Origin of the sequence: Streptomyces flavofungini, from assembly GCF_014650815.1 — a bacterium.
Taxonomy (GTDB): Bacteria; Actinomycetota; Actinomycetes; order Streptomycetales; family Streptomycetaceae; genus Streptomyces; species Streptomyces flavofungini.
The window spans coordinates 230,188-251,046 of record NZ_BMVR01000004.1 but is presented as its reverse complement, the minus strand read 5'-3'; the positions used below and the strand labels follow the sequence as shown (position 1 = coordinate 251,046).

Genomic DNA, 20,859 nt, shown 5'->3' with positions numbered 1-20,859 from the left:
CCGTGAGCGACCACGCGAAGGAGCCGCTGTGCACGACGACCGACCGCTGGTGGAGGAGCGCCTGGAACGCGCGCTGCGGCAGTTCATCAGGCCCGCCCAGTACGCGGCGAGGGTGCCGCTGACCCTGTCCGTGTGGCACGCGCCGGGCGAGCCGGTGCCCGTGGCCGAGGCACTCGCGGAGACGTATGAGCCGTTCGAGGCCGGAACCGACTGGGGAAAGCCCTGGTCGACGAGCTGGTTCCGGCTGGAGGGCGAGGTGCCGCGGGAGTGGGAGGGGCGGCATGTCGAGGCGGTGATCGACCCGGGGTTCACCGGGGAGGGTCCGGGCTTCCAGGCGGAGGGCCTGGTGTACGACGCCTCGGGCGTGCCGCTGAAGGGCATTCACCCGCGCAACCGTCATGTGCCGGTGGCCGCCCGCGCCCGGGGCGGCGAGCCGGTGCGGCTGCTCCTGGAGGCGGCCGCCAACCCGACGGTGCTGCACGACTTCGTACCGACCCCGCTCGGCGACATCATGACCGCGGGCGATCGGCCCATCTACCGATTCGCGGCTGCCGACCTCGCCGTACTGGACGAGGACGTCTGGCAACTGGTCCTGGACATCGAGGTCCTCGACGAGTTGATGCGGGAGCTGGATGTCGCCAGGCCGCGGCGGCACGAGATCCTGCGGGCGCTTGAGGACATGCTCGACGCGCTGGATCTGCACGACGTGGCGGGGACCGCCGCCGCGGGCCGGGCCGCGCTGGCCGAGGTGCTGTCCCGGCCCGCCGCCGCCAGCGCCCACCGCGTATCGGCTGCCGGGCACGCGCATATCGACTCGGCGTGGCTGTGGCCGCTGCGCGAGACGGTGCGCAAGGCGTCCCGCACGTTCGCCAATGTGACGGCGCTCGCGCGTGACTATCCGGAGCTGGTGTTCGCCTGCTCGCAGGCGCAGCAGTACGCGTGGGTGAAGGAGCACCAGCCGCACATCTGGGAGCGCATCAAGAAGGCGGTCACGGACGGCAATTGGGCGCCGGTGGGGTCGATGTGGGTGGAGTCGGACGCCAACATGCCGGGCGGGGAGGCGCTGGCCCGGCAGATCGTGCACGGGAAGCGGTTCTTCCAGGAGGAGCTCGGGGTCGAGACGGAGGAGATCTGGCTGCCGGACTCCTTCGGGTACACGGCCGCGTTCCCGCAGTTGGCGAAGCTCGCGGGCGTACGGTGGTTCCTCACCCAGAAGTTGAGCTGGAACCAGTCCAACAAGATGCCGCACCACACCTTCTGGTGGGAGGGCATCGACGGGACCCGGGTCTTCACGCACTTCCCGCCGGTGGACACGTACAACTCCCAGCTGCACGGCACCGAACTCGCCCACGCGGAGCGGAACTTCGCCGACAAGGGCCGCGCGACCCGCTCCCTGGTGCCGTTCGGCTGGGGCGACGGCGGTGGCGGTCCGACCCGCGAGATGCTGGAGCGGGCACGGCGGCTTCGCTCCCTGGAGGGCTCGCCGCGCGTCGAGGTCGAGCGTCCCTCGGCGTTCTTCGCGGCGGCCGAGGAGGAGTACGGCGAGCGGGCGCCGGTGTGGTCCGGGGAGCTGTACCTGGAGCTGCACCGGGCGACGTACACCTCGCAGGCTGCCACCAAGCGCGGCAACCGGCGCGCCGAACACGCCCTGCGGGAGGCCGAGTTGTGGTGTACGGCGGCCGCCGTACGGGACGCCGCGTACGCCTATCCGTACGACGATCTGGACCGGCTGTGGAAGACGGTCCTGCTGCACCAGTTCCACGACATCCTGCCCGGCTCCTCCATCGCCTGGGTGCACCGCGAGGCCCGCGACACCTACGCGCGCGTCCTCGCCGAGCTGGACTCGCTCACCGCGGAGGCGGTACGCCACCTCGGCGGCGGCGAGGCCTCGGTGCTCAACTCCTCGCCGTACGAACGCAGCGAGGTCGTCGAGCACGAGGGGCGGCTCGTGCACGTGAACGTCGGCGGGCTCGGCACCCGCGCGCTCGCGGAGGCCGCGGGGCAGGAGCGGGAGCCGGGCGCGGTGACCTCCGCGACCCGGACCGGCCACGAGATCGTCCTCTCCAACGAGCACCTGCGGGTCACCGTCGACTCCGACGGGCTGCTCGCCTCCGTCCTCGACCGGGCCGCCGACCGCGAGGTCCTCGCGCCCGGCAGCCGCGGCAACCTCCTCCAACTGCACCCCGACCACCCCACCCACTACGACGCGTGGGACCTCGACAAGCACTACCGGCACCGGCACACCGACCTCACCCGGGCCGAGTCCGTGGAGCTGGTGGAGGACGGGCCGCTGCGCGCGGCCGTGCGGGTGGTGCGCGTCTTCGGCGCCGGGTCGCGGATCACGCAGGAGCTGCGGCTCGGCGCGGGCAGCCGTCGGCTCGACGTGGTCACCGAGGTCGAGTGGCGCGAGTCGGAGAAGGTCCTCAAGGCGGCCTTCCCGCTCGACGTGCAGGCCGAACGGTCCGCCGCCGAGATCCAGTTCGGGCACGTGCAGCGGGCCACCCACGCCAACACCTCCTGGGACGCGGCGCGGTTCGAGATCTGCGCGCACCGGTGGCTGCGGGTGGCCGAGGAGGGCTACGGAGTCGCGGTCCTCAACGACTCCACGTACGGGCACGACGTGACCCGTGCCCCGCACGCCGAGGGGCTCGGGACCACCGTCCGGCTCACGCTGCTGCGCGCGCCCCACAGCCCCGACCCCGACACCGATGTCGGCACCCATCACTTCACGTACGCGCTGCTGCCCGGGGCGGGGGTCGGGGACGCCGTCGCCGAAGGGCTCGCCCTCAACCTGCCGTTGCGGGTCGCCTCCGCCCCGGCGGTGGCGCCGCTCGTGCGGGTCGACCACCCCGGGGTGACCGTGGAGTCCGTCAAGCTCGCCGAGGATCGCAGTGGCGATGTGGTGGTGCGGCTGTACGAGTCCCGTGGCGGGCGGGCCCGTGCCGTCCTCACGACCTCGTTCCCCGCCGCCCGGGCCGACGCCACGGATCTCCTGGAGCGCCCCCTCCACCCCGCCGACACCTCCGGCGCGGGGCTCTCCCTGGCCCTCCGCCCCTTCCAGATCCTGACGTTGCGGCTGCGTCCGGCGTAGCCCTCGCGGGGGCGCCCCAGGCCCGCCCCTTCCCGAAACCGGGGGCTGCCGCCCCCAGACCCCCACTGTCGGCGCTCCGCGCCTCGTCCTCAAACTCCCCCAAGCTCTTAAGGAGCAGGGGGGACCCCCACGACGGGCTGTCTCCAGCCCCTCCGGCGTTTGAGGAGCGGGGTCTGGGGCGGAGCCCCAGTTACGGGAAGCCCTGATGCTCGCTAGTAGGAGTTCTGAGGGTATCGGCTGGTCAGAGCATGCAGAAGCCCTGCTCGCGCGCCTCTCGGGTAGCGCGCGGGCAGGGTTGGTGCCGGTCACGCCTGGATGTGTTCGGAGCTATCCAAGGCGCGAAGCTGAGCAAGCCACTTCAGATGTCGCCCGATCGTGCAGCAACCCCGAGCTCAGTGGCTAGTACTCCAGCCGTAGATCGTGATCTCGATGGTGGGTGGCGCCTCTCCGCCTACCCGAGTTCACCGAGACGGAGGGCGTCCCTTATCTCGCTGAGCTTCGCGGTTGTCGCCGGGGTCCGTTCCTTCGCCTGTTCGCCGAGACGGAGGGCGTCCTCAATCTCGCTGAGCTTCGCGGAGGACAGGACGCCCGCCCGCTCGATCAGGTCGTCCTGGGACACGGTGGTCAGCCACGTGCAGGGGGTAAAGCCCGGGCGCGGGAACGCGAACCGCAGCACGCCTTCGAAGGGCAGGCCTTCCACGGCACCTACTTGCACTTCGACGCCCAGACCGCTGATGTCGACGCCCGCAGGAGTGACGACCTGCATCGCCCGGATCCTGGACGCGTCGTCTGCCGCCAGCAGTACGACCAGCCGCCGCTCGTCGAACTCCACCCACCAGACTTCGCCACGTTGCACATGTCCTCCTGACTCAGGACGGCAGGCGGAACTGCGCGACCCTGACGCGTTGTGGAGACGGGTGCGGCCACCGTTGATCATCGTGAGTTGTATGGACTGACGAAGAGACGGTGGCCCCAGGTCACAGCATAGAACCCACCCGTTGGCGGGACGCGTTCGAGGGCCTGATGGGCCGGATCGCGGGGCGCTTCGCCCGGGTCGAACCCCGGTGCAGGGCGGCGCGGTTGGCGCTCGGTCTATGGGCCGATCTGCCGCGCAAGAACTGCTGGACCATCGCCGAGTGGGCCGGCGAGACCACTCCGGACGGCATGCAGGACTTGTTGGGCAGGGCCAAGTGGGATGCCGATCAGGTCCGCGACGACGTGTGCGGCTACGTGGTGGAGCACCTGCACGACGACCGGGCGGTGCTGGTCGTCGACGAGACCGGCGATGTGAAGAAGGGCACTGGCACGGTCGGCGTCCAGCGCCAATACACCGGTACTGCCGGCCGGATCGAGCACTCCCAAGTCGCCGTCTACCTCGGGGCACCCGGGGATCGTGCAGGGGGTACGGGGCTTATGGGGCAGGGGGAACCTCGTGACGGGGTGAGGCTGACCAAGTTGGGGCTTCCGACTGACATTCGCAGGCACCATCAAAAGGCGCCACCGAGCCGCCTAGAACGGCTGCCCTATTGCGGCGGACGGCGACGTGAACACATGCGTGCCTCATGCGCCACGGTAAGAAACACGTACCCCGCAAATTCGAACAAGCATCAAAGATTGACAGACCCTAAGGCACTAGCGCGCGCTTGGTTACGCGAGCACCATCAGAGGCATGACACGCTCTCAGCTGGTAATTGATCTATCAAGTCGTACAGTCCTCGCTGAAGGATGGACCAGCTCCGACATTGGCTGGACCGTATGGTGGGGCGTGTCAATCGTGTGGAGCTTCTTTGCGATTCTTGGGGCGGCGGCGATAACTTCGGAGTCCCAAGGGCGCCTAACGGCGCTTGACAGGTTAGAGGCTCGAAGTGGGCTCGATGCATCGCAGCGGGCGGAGAGGGTTCGGCTGCGGGCAAGGCTTAATGGGGTTGGCGTTGTGGTGCCCATGGCTTCCCTGTACTTCATCGCCAGCATTATAGTGTTCATCGTCCTCATGGTGAATAATACGTCGACGGACCGCCTGGAAGAGGCTGCACGCAAGCAGAAGGAGAACCCGAACTACTACGCCGAGCAAGCGAAGAAGTCTGGACTCTTTATCTCCGATGTGCGGTACGGGTACGAGGACGGCTCTGCCATCGCCAGGTTCACTGTGAGCAATAGCAGCCACAAAACGCACAGCTTCGAGATTTCTCCGGCCACGATTCGAGTACGCAAGAGCGATGAATCTAGGGTAATCAAGCTAAACTGCTATAGATACGATGAGCCAAAACTCGAAGGTCGCCATAGAGTGAAGTGGCTCGTGCTCCTTGATTGCGATTCCGGGAACACGAACTTCGTAGGGTCAATTAAGGAAATGAAGGGGCCCGGATTTGAGAGCATTGACGGCCTTCCTGTGACTGCACCTAGCAGGAAATCGCCAAATTGAGCACCGTTCTCATTCCCGCGTGCCCACCCCATGACTTCCGTACAGTCGCCAGAACGGTGCAACTCGATCCCCGAACTCCGTTGCCGCCCGTGTCCGTCCCGCCCATCGCGAGGGGCCGCACAAGGTCCACGTCCACCGCATCCGCGGTGAAGTCGCCCAAGCACCAGTCGCACCAGGCGTGACCGCGTTCCTGTATCCGTCGGCGGAGCCTCGCCGCTGCGTCGTGCCGCTTCGCTCGGCGTCTAACGCGTGAACGGCGAGGCGGCCGATGTCCGTTCGCGGGGCCGGTACCGCGCACCGCTACCGATTGGGTCAGGTGGGCATGGGATGCCCGAGCCGGCGAGGACCGGTCCGGGCGGTTGCGCGCTTCGGCTTCCGCGTCTGCCGCGACCGTCGCAAGTTCGGCAATGGCGGGGTCCAGTTCCCCGGTGACGGTGAAGTCCACGCGGCGCAGGTCGAGCCGACGCCATCCGCCCTTGCCGCCCGGCTTGACCATGAGCCGTGCCCCAGCGTCAATGAGCCTGGCGCGGCGGGCTGCTGTGCCTCCCTGGTGCCAGTCATCGGCGTACGTGCGGCCCGTGGGGACCACGTCACGGCGCGGCTCGCGCTTCTCGCGGGACTCCAGCTCGGCCAGCCTTGCGTCAAGAGCGTCTGCGTGGCGCTGCCAGGCTGCCTGAGCGCTCTTGGACTTCTGCCGCCCCTTCTCGTGCTGGTGCTCCTCGGACTCCGCCGTGGTGGCGTCTGTCTCGGGCTGCGGGTCATCCACGCGGGTCAAAGCCGCGGCACGTTGCGCAAGTTGGAGCGGGCCATCTGCACCATCCGTCCCACCCCGCCGTCGAGGACGATCTTGCTGGCGGAGAGCGCGAACCCGGTCACCATCTCCGAGCTGATCTTCGGCGGGATGGACAGCGCGTTGGGGTCGGTCACGATGTCGACGAGGGCCGGCCCCTTGTGGGAGAAGGCGTCCTTCAACGCGCCCGCGAGCTGCTTCGGCTTCTCCACCCGCACCCCATAGGCCCCGCACGCGCGGGCGACCGCGGCGAAGTCCGGGTTGTGGTTGGTCGTCCCGTACGACGGCAACCCCGCGACCAGCATCTCCAACTCCACCATCCCCAGGGACGAGTTGTTGAAGAGCACGACCTTCACCGGCAGGTCGTACTGGACGAGAGTGAGGAAATCACCCATCAGCATGGAGAAGCCGCCGTCCCCGGACATCGACACGACCTGCCGCTTACGGTCGATGAACTGGGCCCCGATGGCCTGCGGCAACGCATTGGCCATGGAGCCGTGGCTGAAGGAGCCGATGATGCGCCGCTTGCCGTTGGGGGAGAGATAGCGGGCCGCCCAGACGTTGCACATGCCGGTGTCGACGGTGAAGACGGCGTCGTCGGCGGCGAGGTCGTCGAGGACGGAGGCGACGTACTCGGGATGGATCGGGACGTGTTTGTCGACCTTGCGGGTGTACGCCTTGATGACGCCTTCGAGCGCGTCCGCGTGCTTCTTCAGCATCTTGTCGAGGAACCGCCGGTTCGACTTCGGCGAGACGCGCGGGGTGAGGCAGCGCAGCGTCTCACGGACGTCGCCCCACACGGCGAGGTCCAGCTTGGAACGGCGGCCCAGGTTCTCGGGCCGCACATCGACCTGGGCGATCTTGACGTCGTCGGGCAGGAAGGCGTTGTAGGGGAAGTCGGTGCCGAGGAGGATGAGGAGGTCGCACTCGTGGGTGGCCTCGTACGCGGCGCCGTAGCCGAGCAGTCCGCTCATGCCGACGTCGTACGGGTTGTCGTACTGGATCCACTCCTTGCCGCGCAGAGCGTGCCCCACCGGCGACTTGATCTTCTCGGCGAACGCCATCACCTCGGCGTGCGCGCCCGCCGTGCCGCTGCCGCAGAAGAGCGTGACCTTGTCGGCCTCGTCGATCATCGCGGCGAGCTTGTCGATCTCGGTGTCGCCGGGGCGTACGGAAGGGCGGGACGTCACGAGGGCCGTCTCGGCGGCCTTCTCCGGGGCGGGCTCGGAGGCGACGTCGCCGGGCAGCGACACAACGCTGACGCCGGAGCGGCCGACGGCGTGCTGGATGGCCGTCTGGACCAGGCGCGGCATCTGCTTGGGGCTGGAGATCAGTTCGCTGTAGTGACTGCACTCGCGGAACAGCTGGTCCGGGTGGGTCTCCTGGAAGTAGCCGAGGCCGATCTCGGAGGACGGGATGTGGGAGGCCAGGGCGAGCACCGGGGCCATGGAGCGGTGCGCGTCGTAGAGGCCGTTGATGAGGTGCAGGTTGCCGGGGCCGCAGGAGCCCGCGCAGGCGGCGAGGGAGCCGGTGATCTGGGCCTCCGCGCCGGCCGCGAACGCGGCGGTCTCCTCGTGCCGCACCTGGATCCAGTCGATCGCCTTGGTGCGGCGGATCGCGTCCACGACGGGGTTGAGGCTGTCGCCGACGACTCCGTAGAGGCGCTTCACCCCGGCGCGGACGAGGATGTCTACGAACTGCTCGGCGACGTTCTGCTTGGCCATCTCTTCATGCACCCCTTCGGTCTCTTTGGGTCCATGAATTCACAGCGGCGCCGCTCACGCCTCCCAAACGGCGGCAGCGGTGCGGTCGTCGGCGTAGCCCTTGACCCGTACCTGGGTGTCGGCGAGGAACGCGGCGAGGCCGGGCGGGCCGCCCTCGGCCCATCGGCGGGTGAGGTGGCGGGCCAGCTCCGGTTCGCCGCGCAGCGGCTCGGCGAGGCCGCCGCTGCACAGCAGCAGCGTGTCACCCGGGCGGGCGACCGAGGCCCGGAACCGGAACGGGTCGCGCGGCGGCGCGGGCGCGGGCTCGTACGGGCTCGGGGGTGTGGTGATCCCCAGGTCCATGGTGAGCCGGTCGCCGTCGGGGGTCTCGGCGGGCGGCGGTGAGCCGAAGCCGACGACGGCTTCGCCCGTCGCGTCCGCCGTGCGGGGCTCTATGTCCTGCCATTCGCCGCCGCGCAGCCGGAACAGGCCGCCCGCGCCGACGCCGAAGAACACGCGGGTGCGGCAGTCGGGGTCGGCGGGCAGCAGCAGGCAGCGCAGCGTCGCCGTGTACTCGTCCGGCTCCAGACCGAGTTCGGCGGCGCGGGCGCGGAGCTTGCCGAGGCTGCGGTCGGTGAGACGGTGCAGGCCCGACTTGAGGTCGCCGCGCCGCGCCGCGCGGATGTCCTGGGCGAGGCGGGCGTGGCTGCGGCCCACGGCGCGGCCGATCCAGGCGCAGACGTCGGCCGCGGCCCGGTGCGCGCCCGGGGTCGCGCGGGCGCCGGTGGCCATGGCGACCAGGACGAGGGCGTCCTCGCCGGTGCCGAAGCGGGCGGTGAGCAGCGCGTCGCGGCGAGGCTCGCCCCGGAACCGGGCCGAGTCGCCCCGCACGGACGCGGCGCGCACCGTGCTCGTGCCGTAGCGGGCCCCGTCGAGCACGGTGTCCGCGACCAGCTCCCGCAACTCGTCCGGATCGGCCACGGGCAGCCCGGTCGGCTCCGCCTCGTAGGTGGGCGGCCCGTCCCCGACGTACGCGGGCACCCCGAGGGGCACCTCTGCGTCCTCCCGCTCCGCCCCTCCGACCGCACTGCTCCCGCTCACCGATCCCCCCTCACTCGACGCCCGCCCCGCCGCCGTCGAAGCCCCGGCGGGCTCGGCCTGCCGCCCCGAGGGGAACGTGACGGGTCCGGCGGAGGCGGTGGTGGCTGCCCAGGGGGCGGGGGCGCGGTAGGCGGGAGGGTGGTTGGGGCGGGTGGGAGGTGCGGGCGCGGGGTGCTCGGGGGGTGACGGAGGCTCGGGGCGCGCGGATGCGGCTTCGGTACGTCCGGAGGTCGCGGTGGGGGCGGGGTGCTCGGCGAGCGGTGGCGGTACGGGGGACGTGGGGGTGGTGTGCGGCGGGGGCGTGGCGGCCGGAGGGCGAGGCGCACCGGTGGCTGGGGGCCGCGGCGGTGCGGCGGCCGGGGGCTCGGGGGGTGCGGCGGCCGGACGTGGAGGTGGCTCGGGGGCCGGGAGCTGGGTTCGCTCGGGGGCCGGGGCGCGTGCCGAGTCGGGGATCGGACGCTGGGGCAGCTCGGAGCTCGGGCGCTCGGGTGGGGCGGCGGCCGGACGGTCGGGGTGCGTGGCGGCCGGGGGCTGTGACGGCTCGGCGAGCGGGGGCCGGGGCGGCTCCGGGGGCACGGGTTCAGGTGGGGCGGCGGCCGGAGGCTCGGGGGGAGCGGTCGCCGGTGGAGCGGCGGCGGGAGGCTCGGGTGGTGCCCCGGCCGGACGGGCCGGGGGCGTGGCGGCCGGGCGTCGAGGAGGCTCGGGGGCCGGTGGCCGTGGAGGCTCGGCGGCCGGTGGCCGTGGAGGCTCGGGGGCCGGTGGCCGTGGGGGTTCGGGGGTGGGGCGTTGGGGTGGCCGAGGGGCCGATGTGGTCAACCAGTCCGGGAGGGCTTGGCGTTGGTCCGGGGCGGGGGCCTGCCCCTGAGCGGGGTCGGGCTGGTCCGGCGCGGGGTCGGGCTGCCCCTGGGTGGGGCCGGGGTGGTCCGGGGCCGTGGCGGGCCGCCCCTGAGCGCCGTCCCGTTGGCCCGGCACGCTCCCGGACCGGGGGTCCCCGGCCGCGCACACCTCACGCCCGGCGTCAGGCGCACCCGCCCCCGGCGGACCGCCCCCGGCCGCCCCGGCCGTCTCCCCCTCGTCCCCGCCGGCCGCGCAGGCCACCGTGTCGGAGGCCGAGGCGAAACGGTCGTCCAGGGTGTCGGGTGCCGTGGCCGGGCCGGTGTCGTCCTTCGAGTCGTCGTACAACTGGCCCCACCAGTCGTCCTCCTGGCCGGAACGGGCCCCGGGACCGGTGTGCCTCTCCCCCTGCTGGCTCATGCCCCTATTGTCCACCGCACAGGGCGTACGAAAACGGTGCATGCCGAAATTCCGGCCGGGGTGGGCCGGAGTGGCGCGCGAAGCGCCGGGCGGCCCCACCCCCCACGGGAGGACCGCCCGGCGCAGGGGGACACCTTGGCAGACCGCCGGGTGCAGCGGGGATGATGTTCGCGGCGGGTTTACGCCGTGGCTGCTTTCCGCCACGGCGGGCGGAACGCGCCAGGACGATCGGGAGGCCCCGCCTGCCCGGAACGCATCGGGGAGGGACGTCGCCGCATGCTGGCTGCGATAGGTCTGGACGAGACGCACGAGGCGGCGTACCGCGCGCTGGTGTCGGTGGGCGCCGCCGACGTGCCCGACCTGGCGCGCCGGCTCACGCTGGGCGAGCCGGAGACCGAGCGCGCGCTGCGCCGCCTGGAGCGGCACGGCCTGGCCGCGCAGGCCTCGGGCCGGGCGGGCCGCTGGGTGGCGGCGCCGCCCGGCGTGGCCCTCGGCGCCCTGCTCACCCAGCACCGGCACGAGTTGGAGAAGGCCGAGCTGGCGGCGACGCTGCTTGCCGAGGAGTACCGGGCGCGCGCCGCCGAGCCGACCGTCCACGACCTGGTCGAGGTGGTGACCGGGGCGGCCGCCGTCTCCCAGCGTTTCCTGCAGTTGCAGCTCGGCGCCAGCCACGAGGTGTGCGCGCTGGTGACCGGCAGGCCCGTCGCGGTCACCGGCGTGGAGAACGACGCCGAGGAGCAGGCCGCCAACCGGGGCGTGCGCTACCGCGTGGTCATCGAGCGCGAGGTACTGGCCGCGCCCACCGGGCTGATGGAGGTCGCGGCGGCGATGCGGCGCGACGAGCGCATCCGGGTCGCCGACCGCGTACCGACGAAGCTGGTCGTCGCCGACGGCACCCTCGCGATGGTGCCGCTGACGTCGCGGACGGCGGAACCCGCCGCGCTCGTGGTGCACGCGAGCGGTCTCCTGGAGTCCCTGACGGGCCTCTTCGAGGCGGTGTGGCGGACGGCGCTGCCGCTGCGCCTCGGCGAGGGCGACGCCGTGCGCGAGGCGGGCGCCGACGGCCCGGACGGCACGGACCTGGAGGTGCTCTCGCTGCTGCTCGCCGGGATGACCGACGCCAGCGTCGCCAAACAGCTCGACCTGGGCCTGCGGACCGTGCAGCGCCGGGTCAAGCGGCTGATGGAGCTGACCGGCGTGACGACCCGGCTGCAGCTCGGCTGGCACGCGTACGAACGGGGGTGGGTGGCCCGCGAGGCGGCGGCCGGGTCCGGCGCCCTGCCCGTCCCGGCCCCGGCGGCACCGGTGGTCCCGGCGGCCCCCACAGTCTCCGCGGCCCCGGCGGCCCCCACAGCCCCCACGGCCACCGACCCGCCCCCGGGAGCCGACCCCCACGCGAGCCCCCAGGACTGACCCCGACCTGCGGTTTCGTACCCGCTCCTGCACTCTGGGCAGATGGGAGCGTGGGAACTCCTGCTGGTCGGCGTGGTGATGCTGCTCGGCCTGTGCGGAGTGCTGGTGCCCGGCGTACCGGGGTCCTGGCTCGTATGGGCCGGGACCGCGTGGTGGGCGCTGCAGGACCCGAACGGGCTCGCCTGGGGCGTCCTGGTCGGCGCGACCCTGGTGCTCCTGCTGTCCCAGGCCGTGCGCTGGCAGCTCCCGCCGCGACGGCTGCGCGAGTCGGGGGCGACGCACCGGATGGCGGCGTACGCGGGCGGGGGCGCCCTGGTCGGGTTCTGCCTGGTGCCGGTGCTCGGGGCGCTGCCGGGGTTCGTCGGGGGGATCTATCTGGCGGAGCGGATACGGCTCGGCGGGCGCGGGGAGGCGATGACGGCGGTGCGGACGGCGCTGCGGGCCGGGGGGTGGAGCGTGTTCGTGGAGCTGTTCGCGTGCCTGCTGATCGTGGGGGCGTGGGTGGGGGCGGCTGTCTGGGGCAGCTGAGGTCCGCCAGCGGCACTTTTACATCCGACCTCTACCGACTCATTGACGTACCCCAGTGCCATCTCTAGCCTCCAGCACCGAGAGAGATCCGATGACTCGGCCAGGAGGCCTGATGCCCAGCTCCTCCCCCTCGCCCAGCCCGTCCAGCCCGTCCAGTGCCTCCCGCCCTGCCCGCTCCTCCAGCCCTTCCCGAAGAGCCGTGCTCGCGACCGGACCCGCGGTCGGCGGGGCGCTGCTCGCCGGAGGACTTCCCACCCAGGCCGCGCAGGCCGCGTCGGCGGCCACCCCACGGACCGAGGGACGCACCGCACCGGACCCCTGGCGCACCGTCCTCGACGACGCGGACATGGTCTGGCAGCGGCTGCCGAGGACCTGGTACGAGGGCCCGTTCCTGGGCAACGGCTTCCTCGGCTCCGGGATCTACGCCGAGCCGGGCCGTGAGACGACGGCCGTCCGGTTCAACGTGCAGCACTCCGAGGTGCAGGACCACCGCCCGGAGTTCGGCTCGCTGTTCGGCCTCGCGCGGCTGCCGATCGGCCACTTCACGCTGGAGCCCGTCGGGGCGATCACCGGCATCGACTGGCGGCTGCGGCTGCGCGACGCCGAGCTGACGGGGACGCTCACCACGGACCGGGGCACGCTCCGCGTCCGGGCGCACGTGCACAGCACGCGGTCCGTCCTCGCCGTGGAGGTGACCGCGAGCGCGGGCGAGCGCGGCTTCCGCTGGGTGTTCCACCCGGCGGAGGCGATCAGCCCGCGGGCCGCGTTCAAGCCGCTGCCGACGGGCTACGAGGGCAATCCGCCCGCGCGCGTCGAGAGCCACGACGGCGTGTCGGCGGCCGTGCAGCCGCTGCTCGCGGGCGGCCGGCACGTCACCGCTTGGCGGGAGCAACGACGGGGCCAGGCGCGGACGTTGTACGTCCACGTGGCGCACTCGCACCCGAAGACCACGGCCCGCGACCGGGCGGTGCGCGCGGTCCGGGCCGCCGCCCGGCTGCCGTACGACGCCCTCACCGCCCCGCACCGCGCCTGGTGGGGCGCCTACTACCGCAAGAGCTTCCTGTCGCTGCCGGACGCCCGCATGCAGCGCTTCTACTGGATCCAGCTCTACAAGACGGCGGCAGCGGCCCGCCGCGACGCCCCGGTGATGGCGACCTGCGGCCCCTGGCTGGAGCCGACGCCGTGGCCGAACACCTGGTGGAACCTGAACGTGCAGTTGGAGTACTGGTTGATCCACGGCTCCAACCACCTCGAACTCGACGCCGTCACGCGGGCGTTGAGCGAGTTCCGGGACAACCTCGCCAAGGAGGTGGCCGCGCCGTACCGCGCGGACTCCCTCGGCGTGCCCCGCACCACCGACACCCGTCTGGTCAACGGCGCCTCGGTCACAGGCGGCGGCTACGGCGTGGGCGTTCCGGGCCAGGACCCGCCGACCCCCGAGGTCGGCAACCTCACCTGGGCGCTGCACAACGTCTGGCTGAGCTACCGCCACACCATGGACACCGCGATCCTGCGCGACACCCTCTTCCCCCTGCTGCGCGGCGCCGTGAACTACTACCTGCACTTCCTCCAGCCGGGCCCGGACGGCAAGATGCACCTCCCGGCGACCTTCTCCCCCGAGTACGGCGGCAACAGCCGCGACTGCAACTACGACCTGATGCTGCTCACGTGGGGCTGCCGCACTCTCCTGGAAGTTGCCGAACTCCTGGGTGTGGACGATGCGTTGGCGCCGCGCTGGCGTGAGGTCCTGGCCAGGCGGGCCGCGTACCCGACGGACGCGAACGGCTACATGATCGGCGCGGACATCCCCTTCGCGAAGTCGCACCGCCACTACTCGCACCTGCTCGCGGTCTACCCGCTGTACGAGGTGACGGGCCGGACGGCCGCCGAGAAGGCGCTGATCGAGAAGTCCCTCGCGCACTGGGTCGGCTTCGAAGGCGCCCTGCAGGGCTACACGTTCACGGGTGCGGCGTCGATCTCGGCGCTGCTCGGCAAGGGCGAGGACGCGCTCAGGTACCTGGGCGAGCTGATGAACCGGTTCATCCAGGCGAACACCATGTACAAGGAGTCGGGTCCGGTCATCGAGACGCCGCTGTCGGCCGCGCAGTCGCTGCACGACATGGTGTGCCAGTCCTGGGGCGACGTCATCCGCGTGTTCCCGGCGCTGCCCGCCGCATGGCGGGACCTGGTGGTCCACGACTTCCGCACCCAAGGGGCGTTCCTGCTCAGCGCGGTGCGCGAGCAGGGGGCGACCCGCTGGGTGCGCCTGGTGAGCGAGGCGGGCGCGCCGTGCGTCGTGCGGCACGGCATCGCGGGGCCGGTCGAGGTGCGGGACGGACGCGGGCGACCCCTGCCGGTCGCGGACGCGGGCGGCGGCGCGCTCCGGATCACCCTCGGCAAGGGCGGCTCGGCGCTGATCACGGCCCGGGGCGACCGTCCCGACCTGCGGATCAGGCCGGTCGAGCCGAACGCGGACGCCCCGAGGTGGGGGCTGCCCGCGAACTGACGGGGCGTTGACACCACGAGCCAAAAAGACTTAGGTATGCCTTACCTAAGTTGAGGCTCGCTCAGGCGTGCCTCTTCCCCGACACCCAGAGAGGTGCCGTCCACCATGCCCACCCGCACTCACGTCCGCGCCTGCGTCACCGCCCTCGCCGCCGCCGCGCTCACCGCCGCCTTCGCCGGTTCCGCGGCGGCGGCCGACGTCACGGCCGAGCGCACCATCACCGACGGCGGCAAGACGTACCAACTCCAGCTGACCGGCCCGGACTCGGCGGCGGCCGCGGGCGCCAACGTCACGGTCTCCGGCAAGGGCTACAACACCGGGCAGGGCGTGTACGTCAGCCTGTGCGCCGTGACCGGGGCGCCCGGCGCCAACAAGCCGACGCCGTGCCTGGGCGGCCAGGACCAGTCCGGCACGACCGGCGCCTCGCACTGGGTGTCCAACGTCGGCGGCGGCACGGTGCCGAACAGCTCCCGCTTCGCCGCGGGCGGCAGCTTCTCCGTGAAAATCCACGTGAAGGCCGACCTGGGCAACGGCCAGGTGTGCGGCGAGACGGTGGAGTGCGCGATCGTGACGCGCGCCGACCACTTCGACTCCGGCGACCGCAAGTACGACGTGCACATCCCGGTCGCCTTCCAGTAGTCCGGACGACCACGCGATGAGACGCACCTCGCTGCTGACCGCGTCGGCGCTGACGCTCGCCACCCTCTCCACGGGCTTCGCCCCCGCGGGCCCGGAGGGCACCGACTCCCAGGAGGAGAAGGTGAGTTACCGGCGCACGGGCGACTTCACGACGGCCGGACGACCGCTCGACGTACTGATCCACCCCGATGCGAAGAAGTTGTACGTCGGTTCCGACGACGACACGGGGACGGCGGACGTCAACGAGATGGGGCTGTACGTGCTCGACCGGTCCAGCGGCGCGGTGCGCGGCCGGACCGCCAAGGCGCCGGGCTCGAACGGCGTGCCGCGCGAGTCGGCCGTCCGCAAGATCGCCGCGCCGCTGCCGGGCGACGGCGTCGTCTTCCACTATCCGCTCAAGGGCCTCGGCACGGCCAAGGGCGGCGACCCGGAGGCCAAGGGCGTCTGGCTGCCGGGCGCCAAGGTCACCGACGTCGGGCCCGGCCTCACGGACGGGACGACGCTGGTGGCGCAGGGCGCCGTCCTGACGGAGGTCGAGACTGCCACCGGGGCGCCCGAGCGGACCCTGACGCTGCCGGGAGGCGGGCAGTTCGCCCTCGACACCGCGCGCAAGGCGGTGTGGTCGGCGGACCTCGCGCAGAACAAGCTGTACCGCGTCGACACCACCTCCTTCACCGTGACGAAGACCGTCGAACTCCCCGTCACGGATGGGTCGGAGGGCTTCACCGCCGTCGACCCGGCGACCGGCTCGGTGTGGGTCGGGCGGCAGCACACGGTGATGGTGTTCGGCGCGGACGGCGCGGCGCGCGGCAGTGTCGACGGCAAGGACCTGGCGCGGGACGTGGCCTTCGACGGCTCCCGCGCCTACGTCGCCCGGCAGGACGTCGGCGATCCGGACGCGCCCGACTACGACGGCCGGGGCTCGCTGACGGTCCTCGACACCGGCACCCTGAAGCCGGTCGCCGAGCCGGTCTCGCTGCCCGGCAACGAGGCCCAACTCGGCTACGCGGCCGTGGCCGTGGCACCGGGCGGCGCCGAGGTGTTCGTGACCAGCCCGGCCCAGGGCCGCATCACCCGCATCGAACGCGACACCCCGCCGAAGGTCACCGCGTCGCCCGCCGACGTGACGGCCGACGCCGGGGCCGAAGTCACCCTCACCGCACGGGCGGAGGGCTCCCCCGAGCCGACCGTGCGCTGGCAGGAGAGCACGGACGGCGGCAGCTCCTGGAGCGCGGTCGACGGCGCCACGAAACCCTCGTACACCTTCACCGCCCGTGCGCGGCAGGACGGGCACCGCTACCGCGCCGAGTTCACCAATGACGCCGGTAGGGCCCACTCGGCGCCCGCCACCCTCAAGGTCCGCGGCGAACCGGACGACGAGGGCTCCGCGACCGGACCCCAGGGACAGCGCCTGACCGTCACGCCGGTGAGTGAACTGGCGCCCAGAAAACAGAAGTTGACCGTGTCGGGCACGGGCTACGACGAGAAGAAGGGCATCTACGTAGCGCTGTGCGTCGACAACGGGCCGGGCAGGACGCCGACGCCCTGCGTGGGCGGCGCGGCCACGGACGGCGGCTCGAAGGCGTCGGCGTGGATCTCCGACAACCCGCCGCCGCACGGCGCGGACCTGGCCACCCCGTACGGCAAGGACGGTTCCTTCAAGGTCGAGCTGACCGTCGACGCGAAGGACACGTCGACGGACTGCCTCACCACGCGCTGCGTCCTCGCGACCCGCGCGGACCACACCCTCCCCGGCGACCGCTCGCAGGACGTGCGGGTGCCGGTGACGTTCGCCGAGGGTGACGGGTCCGGGGGCGGGGACGGCAATGGTGACGGCGGGCCGGACGACGGCGGGTCCGACGACGGCTCCGACGGGGGCGGCTCGGACTCCGGCGGATCCGGGGACACGGACGGCTCCGGCACCGGCGGCGCCGGCGCCTCCGGCGGGACCGTCGGCGGTACCGGCAACGCGGGTTCGGGCGGCAGCCTGGCCTCGACCGGTCAGACGATCGGCGGCGCGGCGGCACTCGCGGCGGCGCTGACGGCGGCGGGCTGGTACGCGATGCGACGCGCCCGACGCGGCACGAACGGCCTGGGCGGGACGGGGTGAACTCCGCCACCCGCTAAGCAGAGTCGAGCAAGCAGCAGGGGGCTTCCGCGCCACAAGGCCACGGAAGCGCCCTGCTGCCGTGCGGGCGCCTACGCCGTCAGGAGGTGGGGCTCCTCCCCGTGCGACCTCGCAGGCTCCGCCGCCTGTTCCGCCGCCCGTTCCGCTGCCCGTTCCGTCCGCAGATGACGCACCGCGTACGACCGCCACGGCCGCCATGCGTCGGACACCGGCTCGCCCGGCGGGGCCACGTCCGGGTCGCCGAGGGCGCGCGTGCGGATGGCCGCGGCGGCGACGGCGTCGACGCCGTCCACCGCGCGCAGGTGCCGCTCGGCGTCGTCGCGGTCGGCGCCCGCGTCCAGGCGGACGGTGCCGTCGGCGAGGGCGGCCGCGAGCGGGACCCGTTCGGCCAGGGCCTCGGGCGCCGGGAAGACGTGCGTGAGCGTGCCGCACGGCGACGACAGCGGCGTGCCGTACGCGACGACGAGCCGCCGCGCCTCCTCCCTGCCCACGGCCGCCCGCACCGCGAACTCCTCCGGGTCGGCGACGCCCGGCGAGCGCAGGCCGGGGCGGGCGCGGACGAGGGGGGCGAGGCGGGGGTCGGCGGACAGGCGCTCGTCGACGGCGTACGGGTCGGCGTCCAGGTCGAAGAGCCCGCGAAGGCGCTGCACGGCGGTGGTCAGGTCGCGCAGGTCGGTGAGGTGGAGGCGGGCCTCGAGCCAGCCGCAGCGGTGGCTGTCGCCGCCCTTGCGCGCGTCGCGCTCCTCGACGGCGACGATCCCGGAGGCGTACGGCAGCCGCAGCGTGCGCCGGTACGTCCGGGCGCCGCGCTCCCCGCTGACGTCCTCCACGCCGGGCAGTGCCTCGTGGGCGAGCAGGTCGAAGACGGCGGCGGCCTGGTAGGGGCCGCGGTGGGCGAGGCGGAGCGGGATCCCGGCGGAGGGGGTGCCGCGGCCGCCGCCCCGCTTGGGCGCGGCGGCGCGCAGGCCGGTGGGCGTCAGCTCGTACACCGCCCGGATGGTGTCGTTGAACTGCCGGACGCTCGCGAATCCAGCCGCGAACGCGATCTCGGTGACCGGCAGGTCGGTGGTCTGCAGCAGCACCCGCGCGGTGTGCGCGCGCTGGGCGCGGGCGAGCGCGACCGGGCCCGCGCCGAGCTCGGCGGTGAGCTGGCGCTGGACCTGGCGGGCGCTGTAGCCGAGCCGGACGGCGAGGCCGCCGACGCCCTCGCGGTCGACGACGCCGTCCCCGATCATCCGCATGGCCCGGCCGACGACGTCGGCGCGGACGTTCCATTCGGCGGAGCCGGGCACGGCGTCGGGGCGGCAGCGGCGGCAGGCGCGGAAGCCGTTGCTCTGCGCGGCGGCGGCCGTCGGGTAGTAGCGGACGTTCTGGCGCTTGGGGGTGACGGCCGGGCAGCTCGGCCGGCAGTAGATGCCGGTCGTCTCGACGGCGAAGAAGAACTCGCCGTCGAAACGGGCGTCGCGGCTGCGGACGGCTTCGTACCTGGTGTCCTGGTCACTCACGTCATCCAGTGTGAGCCGGGACGGGCACAGGTGCTAGCGGAAATCGGACGCCACGCTCGCGGCCCCGCCGCACCGGGGACCGAGCGGCCTCCGGTGCGGCAGCACGCCCCTGGAAGGGGCGCGGGGAACCGCGCGATCGGCCCCCCGCCGGCCCGTAGGTCGAATCACCCCGGGCCACCGGAGCGCTCAGCGCAGACGCCCACGCTTCGCCTCCATGGCCGCCTTGCCCTCGGCCCCGCGCCGCTTCCACTCGCGGCGCATGTCGGCCCGCACCCGGGCGTCGGTCTTGGCGACGATGCGCTGGTTCTCCCGGATCAGCTTCCGGTAGCTGTCGAGGCGCCGCTCGGGGAGCGTGCCGTCCTCCAGGGCGGCGAGCACCGCGCAGCCGGGCTCCGCGACGTGCGCGCAGTCCTGGAAGCGGCAGCCCTCGGCCAGTGCCTCGATCTCGGAGAAGACCTGCCCGACGCCGGTCCCGGCGTCGTAGAGGCCGACGCCGCGGAGCCCCGGTGTGTCGATGAGGACACCCCCGCCGGGCAGGACGAGCAGGTTGCGGGTGGTGGTGGTGTGCCGCCCCTTGCCGTCCACGTCGCGGATCGCCTGGACGTCCATGATGTCGGCGCCGGCGAGCGCGTTGGCGAGGGTGGACTTGCCCGCGCCGGACTGGCCGAGCAGCACCGAGGTGCCGCCGGAGAGGGTCGCGGCGAGGATGTCGACGCCGTCGCCGTCGGCGGCGCTGACGGGCAGCACCTGCACGCCGGGCGCGGTCGTCTCGACGTCCTCGACGAGGTACGACAGGGCGGTGGCGTCGGGCACGAGGTCGGCCTTGGTGAGGACGACGACGGGCTGGGCGCCGGACTCCCAGCCGAGCGCGAGGAACCGTTCGATGCGGCCGAGGTCGAGCTCGGCGGCCAGGGACACCGCGATGACGGCGTAGTCGACGTTGGCGGCGAGGATCTGGCCCTCGGACCGCTTGGACGAGGTGGACCGCACGAACGAGGTGCGCCGGGGCAGGTAGGCGCGTACGTAGCGGGGGTCGCTGCCGATCGGGTCGACGGCCGCCCAGTCGCCGGTGCAGATGACCCGCAGGGGGTCGTGCGGGGTGACGTACGTGGTGTCGGCGCGGATGACGCCTTCGGTGGTGACGACGAGGTCGCAGCTGCCCCGGTCGACGCGGACGACGCGGCCGGGCAGCAGCCCCTGCGCCGCGTACGGGGCGAAGGCGGCGGCCCAGTCCTCGTCCCAGCCGTACGGCACGAGGGAATCCACGGCGGGCACGGCGGAGGCCCCGGAGGCAGCGGTGTCCGCGAACACCGGGGAAGCAGCGGAAGCAGCAGAAGAAGCGGAAGAGGTACGGAAAGCGGAGGAAGACAAGGGGAACCCTTCACAGGGTGGCCCCGGCCCACGCGCCGGACGGGCGCGGCGAAGGACGAGAGAGGTCAGCCGGAGACCACAGAGGTGATGTGGATGAACGTCTGGGTGCGGGCAGCACCGTTCACAACGACAGCCATGGGTCACACCTCCTGGGTCCTGCTCAGCCGACTACGGCGGTCGCGTCTCGCTTCCGCCGAGGAACGCGTTGACTGTAACTCCGGCCTCCGCCGGGCCGCCACCTGTTTTTCCGCCGCTCGGTCCCCCGCTTGGTCCCCGCCCCGGTCCCCGCCCGTCCCCCGCCCGATCCGCACCTCGCGCCACCGCCGGGCGGCCTCACCCCACCACTCACTCAACTACCAGGCAGGACAAGGCAGTTGGGGCATCAAATCTGACGCGTTCCCCCCTGAC

12 protein-coding genes and 1 pseudogene are annotated in these 20,859 nt (G+C 72.7%); 8 read left to right on the top strand and 5 right to left on the bottom strand.

Annotated elements, in window-relative coordinates; all coding sequences use genetic code 11:
* Positions 1-28: 28 nt before the first annotated feature.
* Positions 29-3,091 (top strand): alpha-mannosidase, encoded by a 3,063-nt coding sequence (locus IE274_RS11365; protein WP_190115539.1) that lies wholly within the window; start codon positions 29-31, stop codon positions 3,089-3,091.
* A 451-nt stretch (positions 3,092-3,542) separates the two neighbouring features.
* On the opposite strand, the gene IE274_RS11360 is transcribed toward IE274_RS11365, so the two are convergent.
* Complete coding sequence (locus tag IE274_RS11360) at positions 3,543-3,947, bottom strand: putative type II toxin-antitoxin system PemK/MazF family toxin (RefSeq protein ID WP_190115538.1); 405 nt, start codon at positions 3,945-3,947, stop codon at positions 3,543-3,545.
* A gap of 167 nt (positions 3,948-4,114) precedes the next feature.
* Between IE274_RS11360 and IE274_RS11355 the strand changes: the two are divergent.
* Together IE274_RS11355 and IE274_RS11350 are read left to right on the top strand one after the other, a co-directional pair.
* Positions 4,115-4,468 (top strand): annotated as a pseudogene (locus IE274_RS11355) (transposase); the annotation flags it as partial.
* 292 nt (positions 4,469-4,760) lie between these two features.
* Positions 4,761-5,513 (top strand): hypothetical protein, encoded by a 753-nt coding sequence (locus tag IE274_RS11350; protein WP_190115537.1) that lies wholly within the window; start codon positions 4,761-4,763, stop codon positions 5,511-5,513.
* A 771-nt stretch (positions 5,514-6,284) separates the two neighbouring features.
* On the opposite strand, the gene IE274_RS11345 is transcribed toward IE274_RS11350, so the two are convergent.
* Positions 6,285-8,027 (bottom strand): pyruvate dehydrogenase, encoded by a 1,743-nt coding sequence (locus tag IE274_RS11345; RefSeq protein ID WP_190115536.1) that lies wholly within the window; start codon positions 8,025-8,027, stop codon positions 6,285-6,287.
* 54 nt (positions 8,028-8,081) lie between these two features.
* Positions 8,082-9,107 (bottom strand): protein phosphatase 2C domain-containing protein, encoded by a 1,026-nt coding sequence (locus IE274_RS39380; RefSeq protein WP_372447139.1) that lies wholly within the window; start codon positions 9,105-9,107, stop codon positions 8,082-8,084.
* A 1,530-nt stretch (positions 9,108-10,637) separates the two neighbouring features.
* Here IE274_RS39380 and IE274_RS11335 point away from each other — a divergent pair.
* The 5 genes from IE274_RS11335 (at position 10,638) to IE274_RS11315 (ending at position 17,557) form a co-directional block, all read left to right on the top strand.
* The gene (locus tag IE274_RS11335; RefSeq protein ID WP_190115535.1) at positions 10,638-11,774 is read left to right on the top strand and encodes a helix-turn-helix transcriptional regulator; all 1,137 of its coding nucleotides are present in this window, start codon (positions 10,638-10,640) and stop codon (positions 11,772-11,774) included.
* A 42-nt stretch (positions 11,775-11,816) separates the two neighbouring features.
* Positions 11,817-12,302 (top strand): DUF456 domain-containing protein, encoded by a 486-nt coding sequence (locus IE274_RS11330; RefSeq protein ID WP_190115534.1) that lies wholly within the window; start codon positions 11,817-11,819, stop codon positions 12,300-12,302.
* Between the two features lie 199 nt (positions 12,303-12,501).
* A complete protein-coding gene (locus tag IE274_RS11325) occupies positions 12,502-14,808 on the top strand; it encodes a glycosyl hydrolase family 95 catalytic domain-containing protein (RefSeq protein ID WP_190115533.1) in 2,307 nt (768 codons plus the stop codon).
* Positions 14,809-14,913: 105 nt separating this feature from the next.
* Positions 14,914-15,447 carry a hypothetical protein gene (locus IE274_RS11320; RefSeq protein ID WP_190115532.1) on the top strand — a complete coding sequence of 178 codons (534 nt, stop codon included), beginning with the start codon at positions 14,914-14,916 and terminating at the stop codon, positions 15,445-15,447.
* Between the two features lie 16 nt (positions 15,448-15,463).
* Positions 15,464-17,557, top strand: coding sequence for an immunoglobulin domain-containing protein (locus IE274_RS11315; RefSeq protein WP_229909461.1), 2,094 nt, complete (start codon positions 15,464-15,466; stop codon positions 17,555-17,557).
* Between the two features lie 89 nt (positions 17,558-17,646).
* On the opposite strand, the gene IE274_RS11310 is transcribed toward IE274_RS11315, so the two are convergent.
* Complete coding sequence (locus IE274_RS11310) at positions 17,647-19,080, bottom strand: DNA-3-methyladenine glycosylase 2 family protein (RefSeq protein WP_190115531.1); 1,434 nt, start codon at positions 19,078-19,080, stop codon at positions 17,647-17,649.
* A gap of 186 nt (positions 19,081-19,266) precedes the next feature.
* Positions 19,267-20,391, bottom strand: coding sequence for a ribosome small subunit-dependent GTPase A (gene rsgA / locus IE274_RS11305; RefSeq protein ID WP_372447138.1), 1,125 nt, complete (start codon positions 20,389-20,391; stop codon positions 19,267-19,269).
* Between the last annotated feature and the right edge of the window lie 468 nt (positions 20,392-20,859).

Excerpts from the sequence above, each read along its gene's own strand:
- IE274_RS11350 (WP_190115537.1), top strand. The coding sequence starts at position 4,761 with ATGACACGCTCTCAGCTGGTAATTGATCTATCAAGTCGTACAGTCCTC.
- IE274_RS11345 (WP_190115536.1), bottom strand. The coding sequence starts at position 8,027 with ATGGCCAAGCAGAACGTCGCCGAGCAGTTCGTAGACATCCTCGTCCGC.
- IE274_RS11335 (WP_190115535.1), top strand. The coding sequence starts at position 10,638 with ATGCTGGCTGCGATAGGTCTGGACGAGACGCACGAGGCGGCGTACCGC.
- IE274_RS11330 (WP_190115534.1), top strand. The coding sequence starts at position 11,817 with ATGGGAGCGTGGGAACTCCTGCTGGTCGGCGTGGTGATGCTGCTCGGC.
- IE274_RS11320 (WP_190115532.1), top strand. The coding sequence starts at position 14,914 with ATGCCCACCCGCACTCACGTCCGCGCCTGCGTCACCGCCCTCGCCGCC.
- IE274_RS11315 (WP_229909461.1), top strand. The coding sequence starts at position 15,464 with ATGAGACGCACCTCGCTGCTGACCGCGTCGGCGCTGACGCTCGCCACC.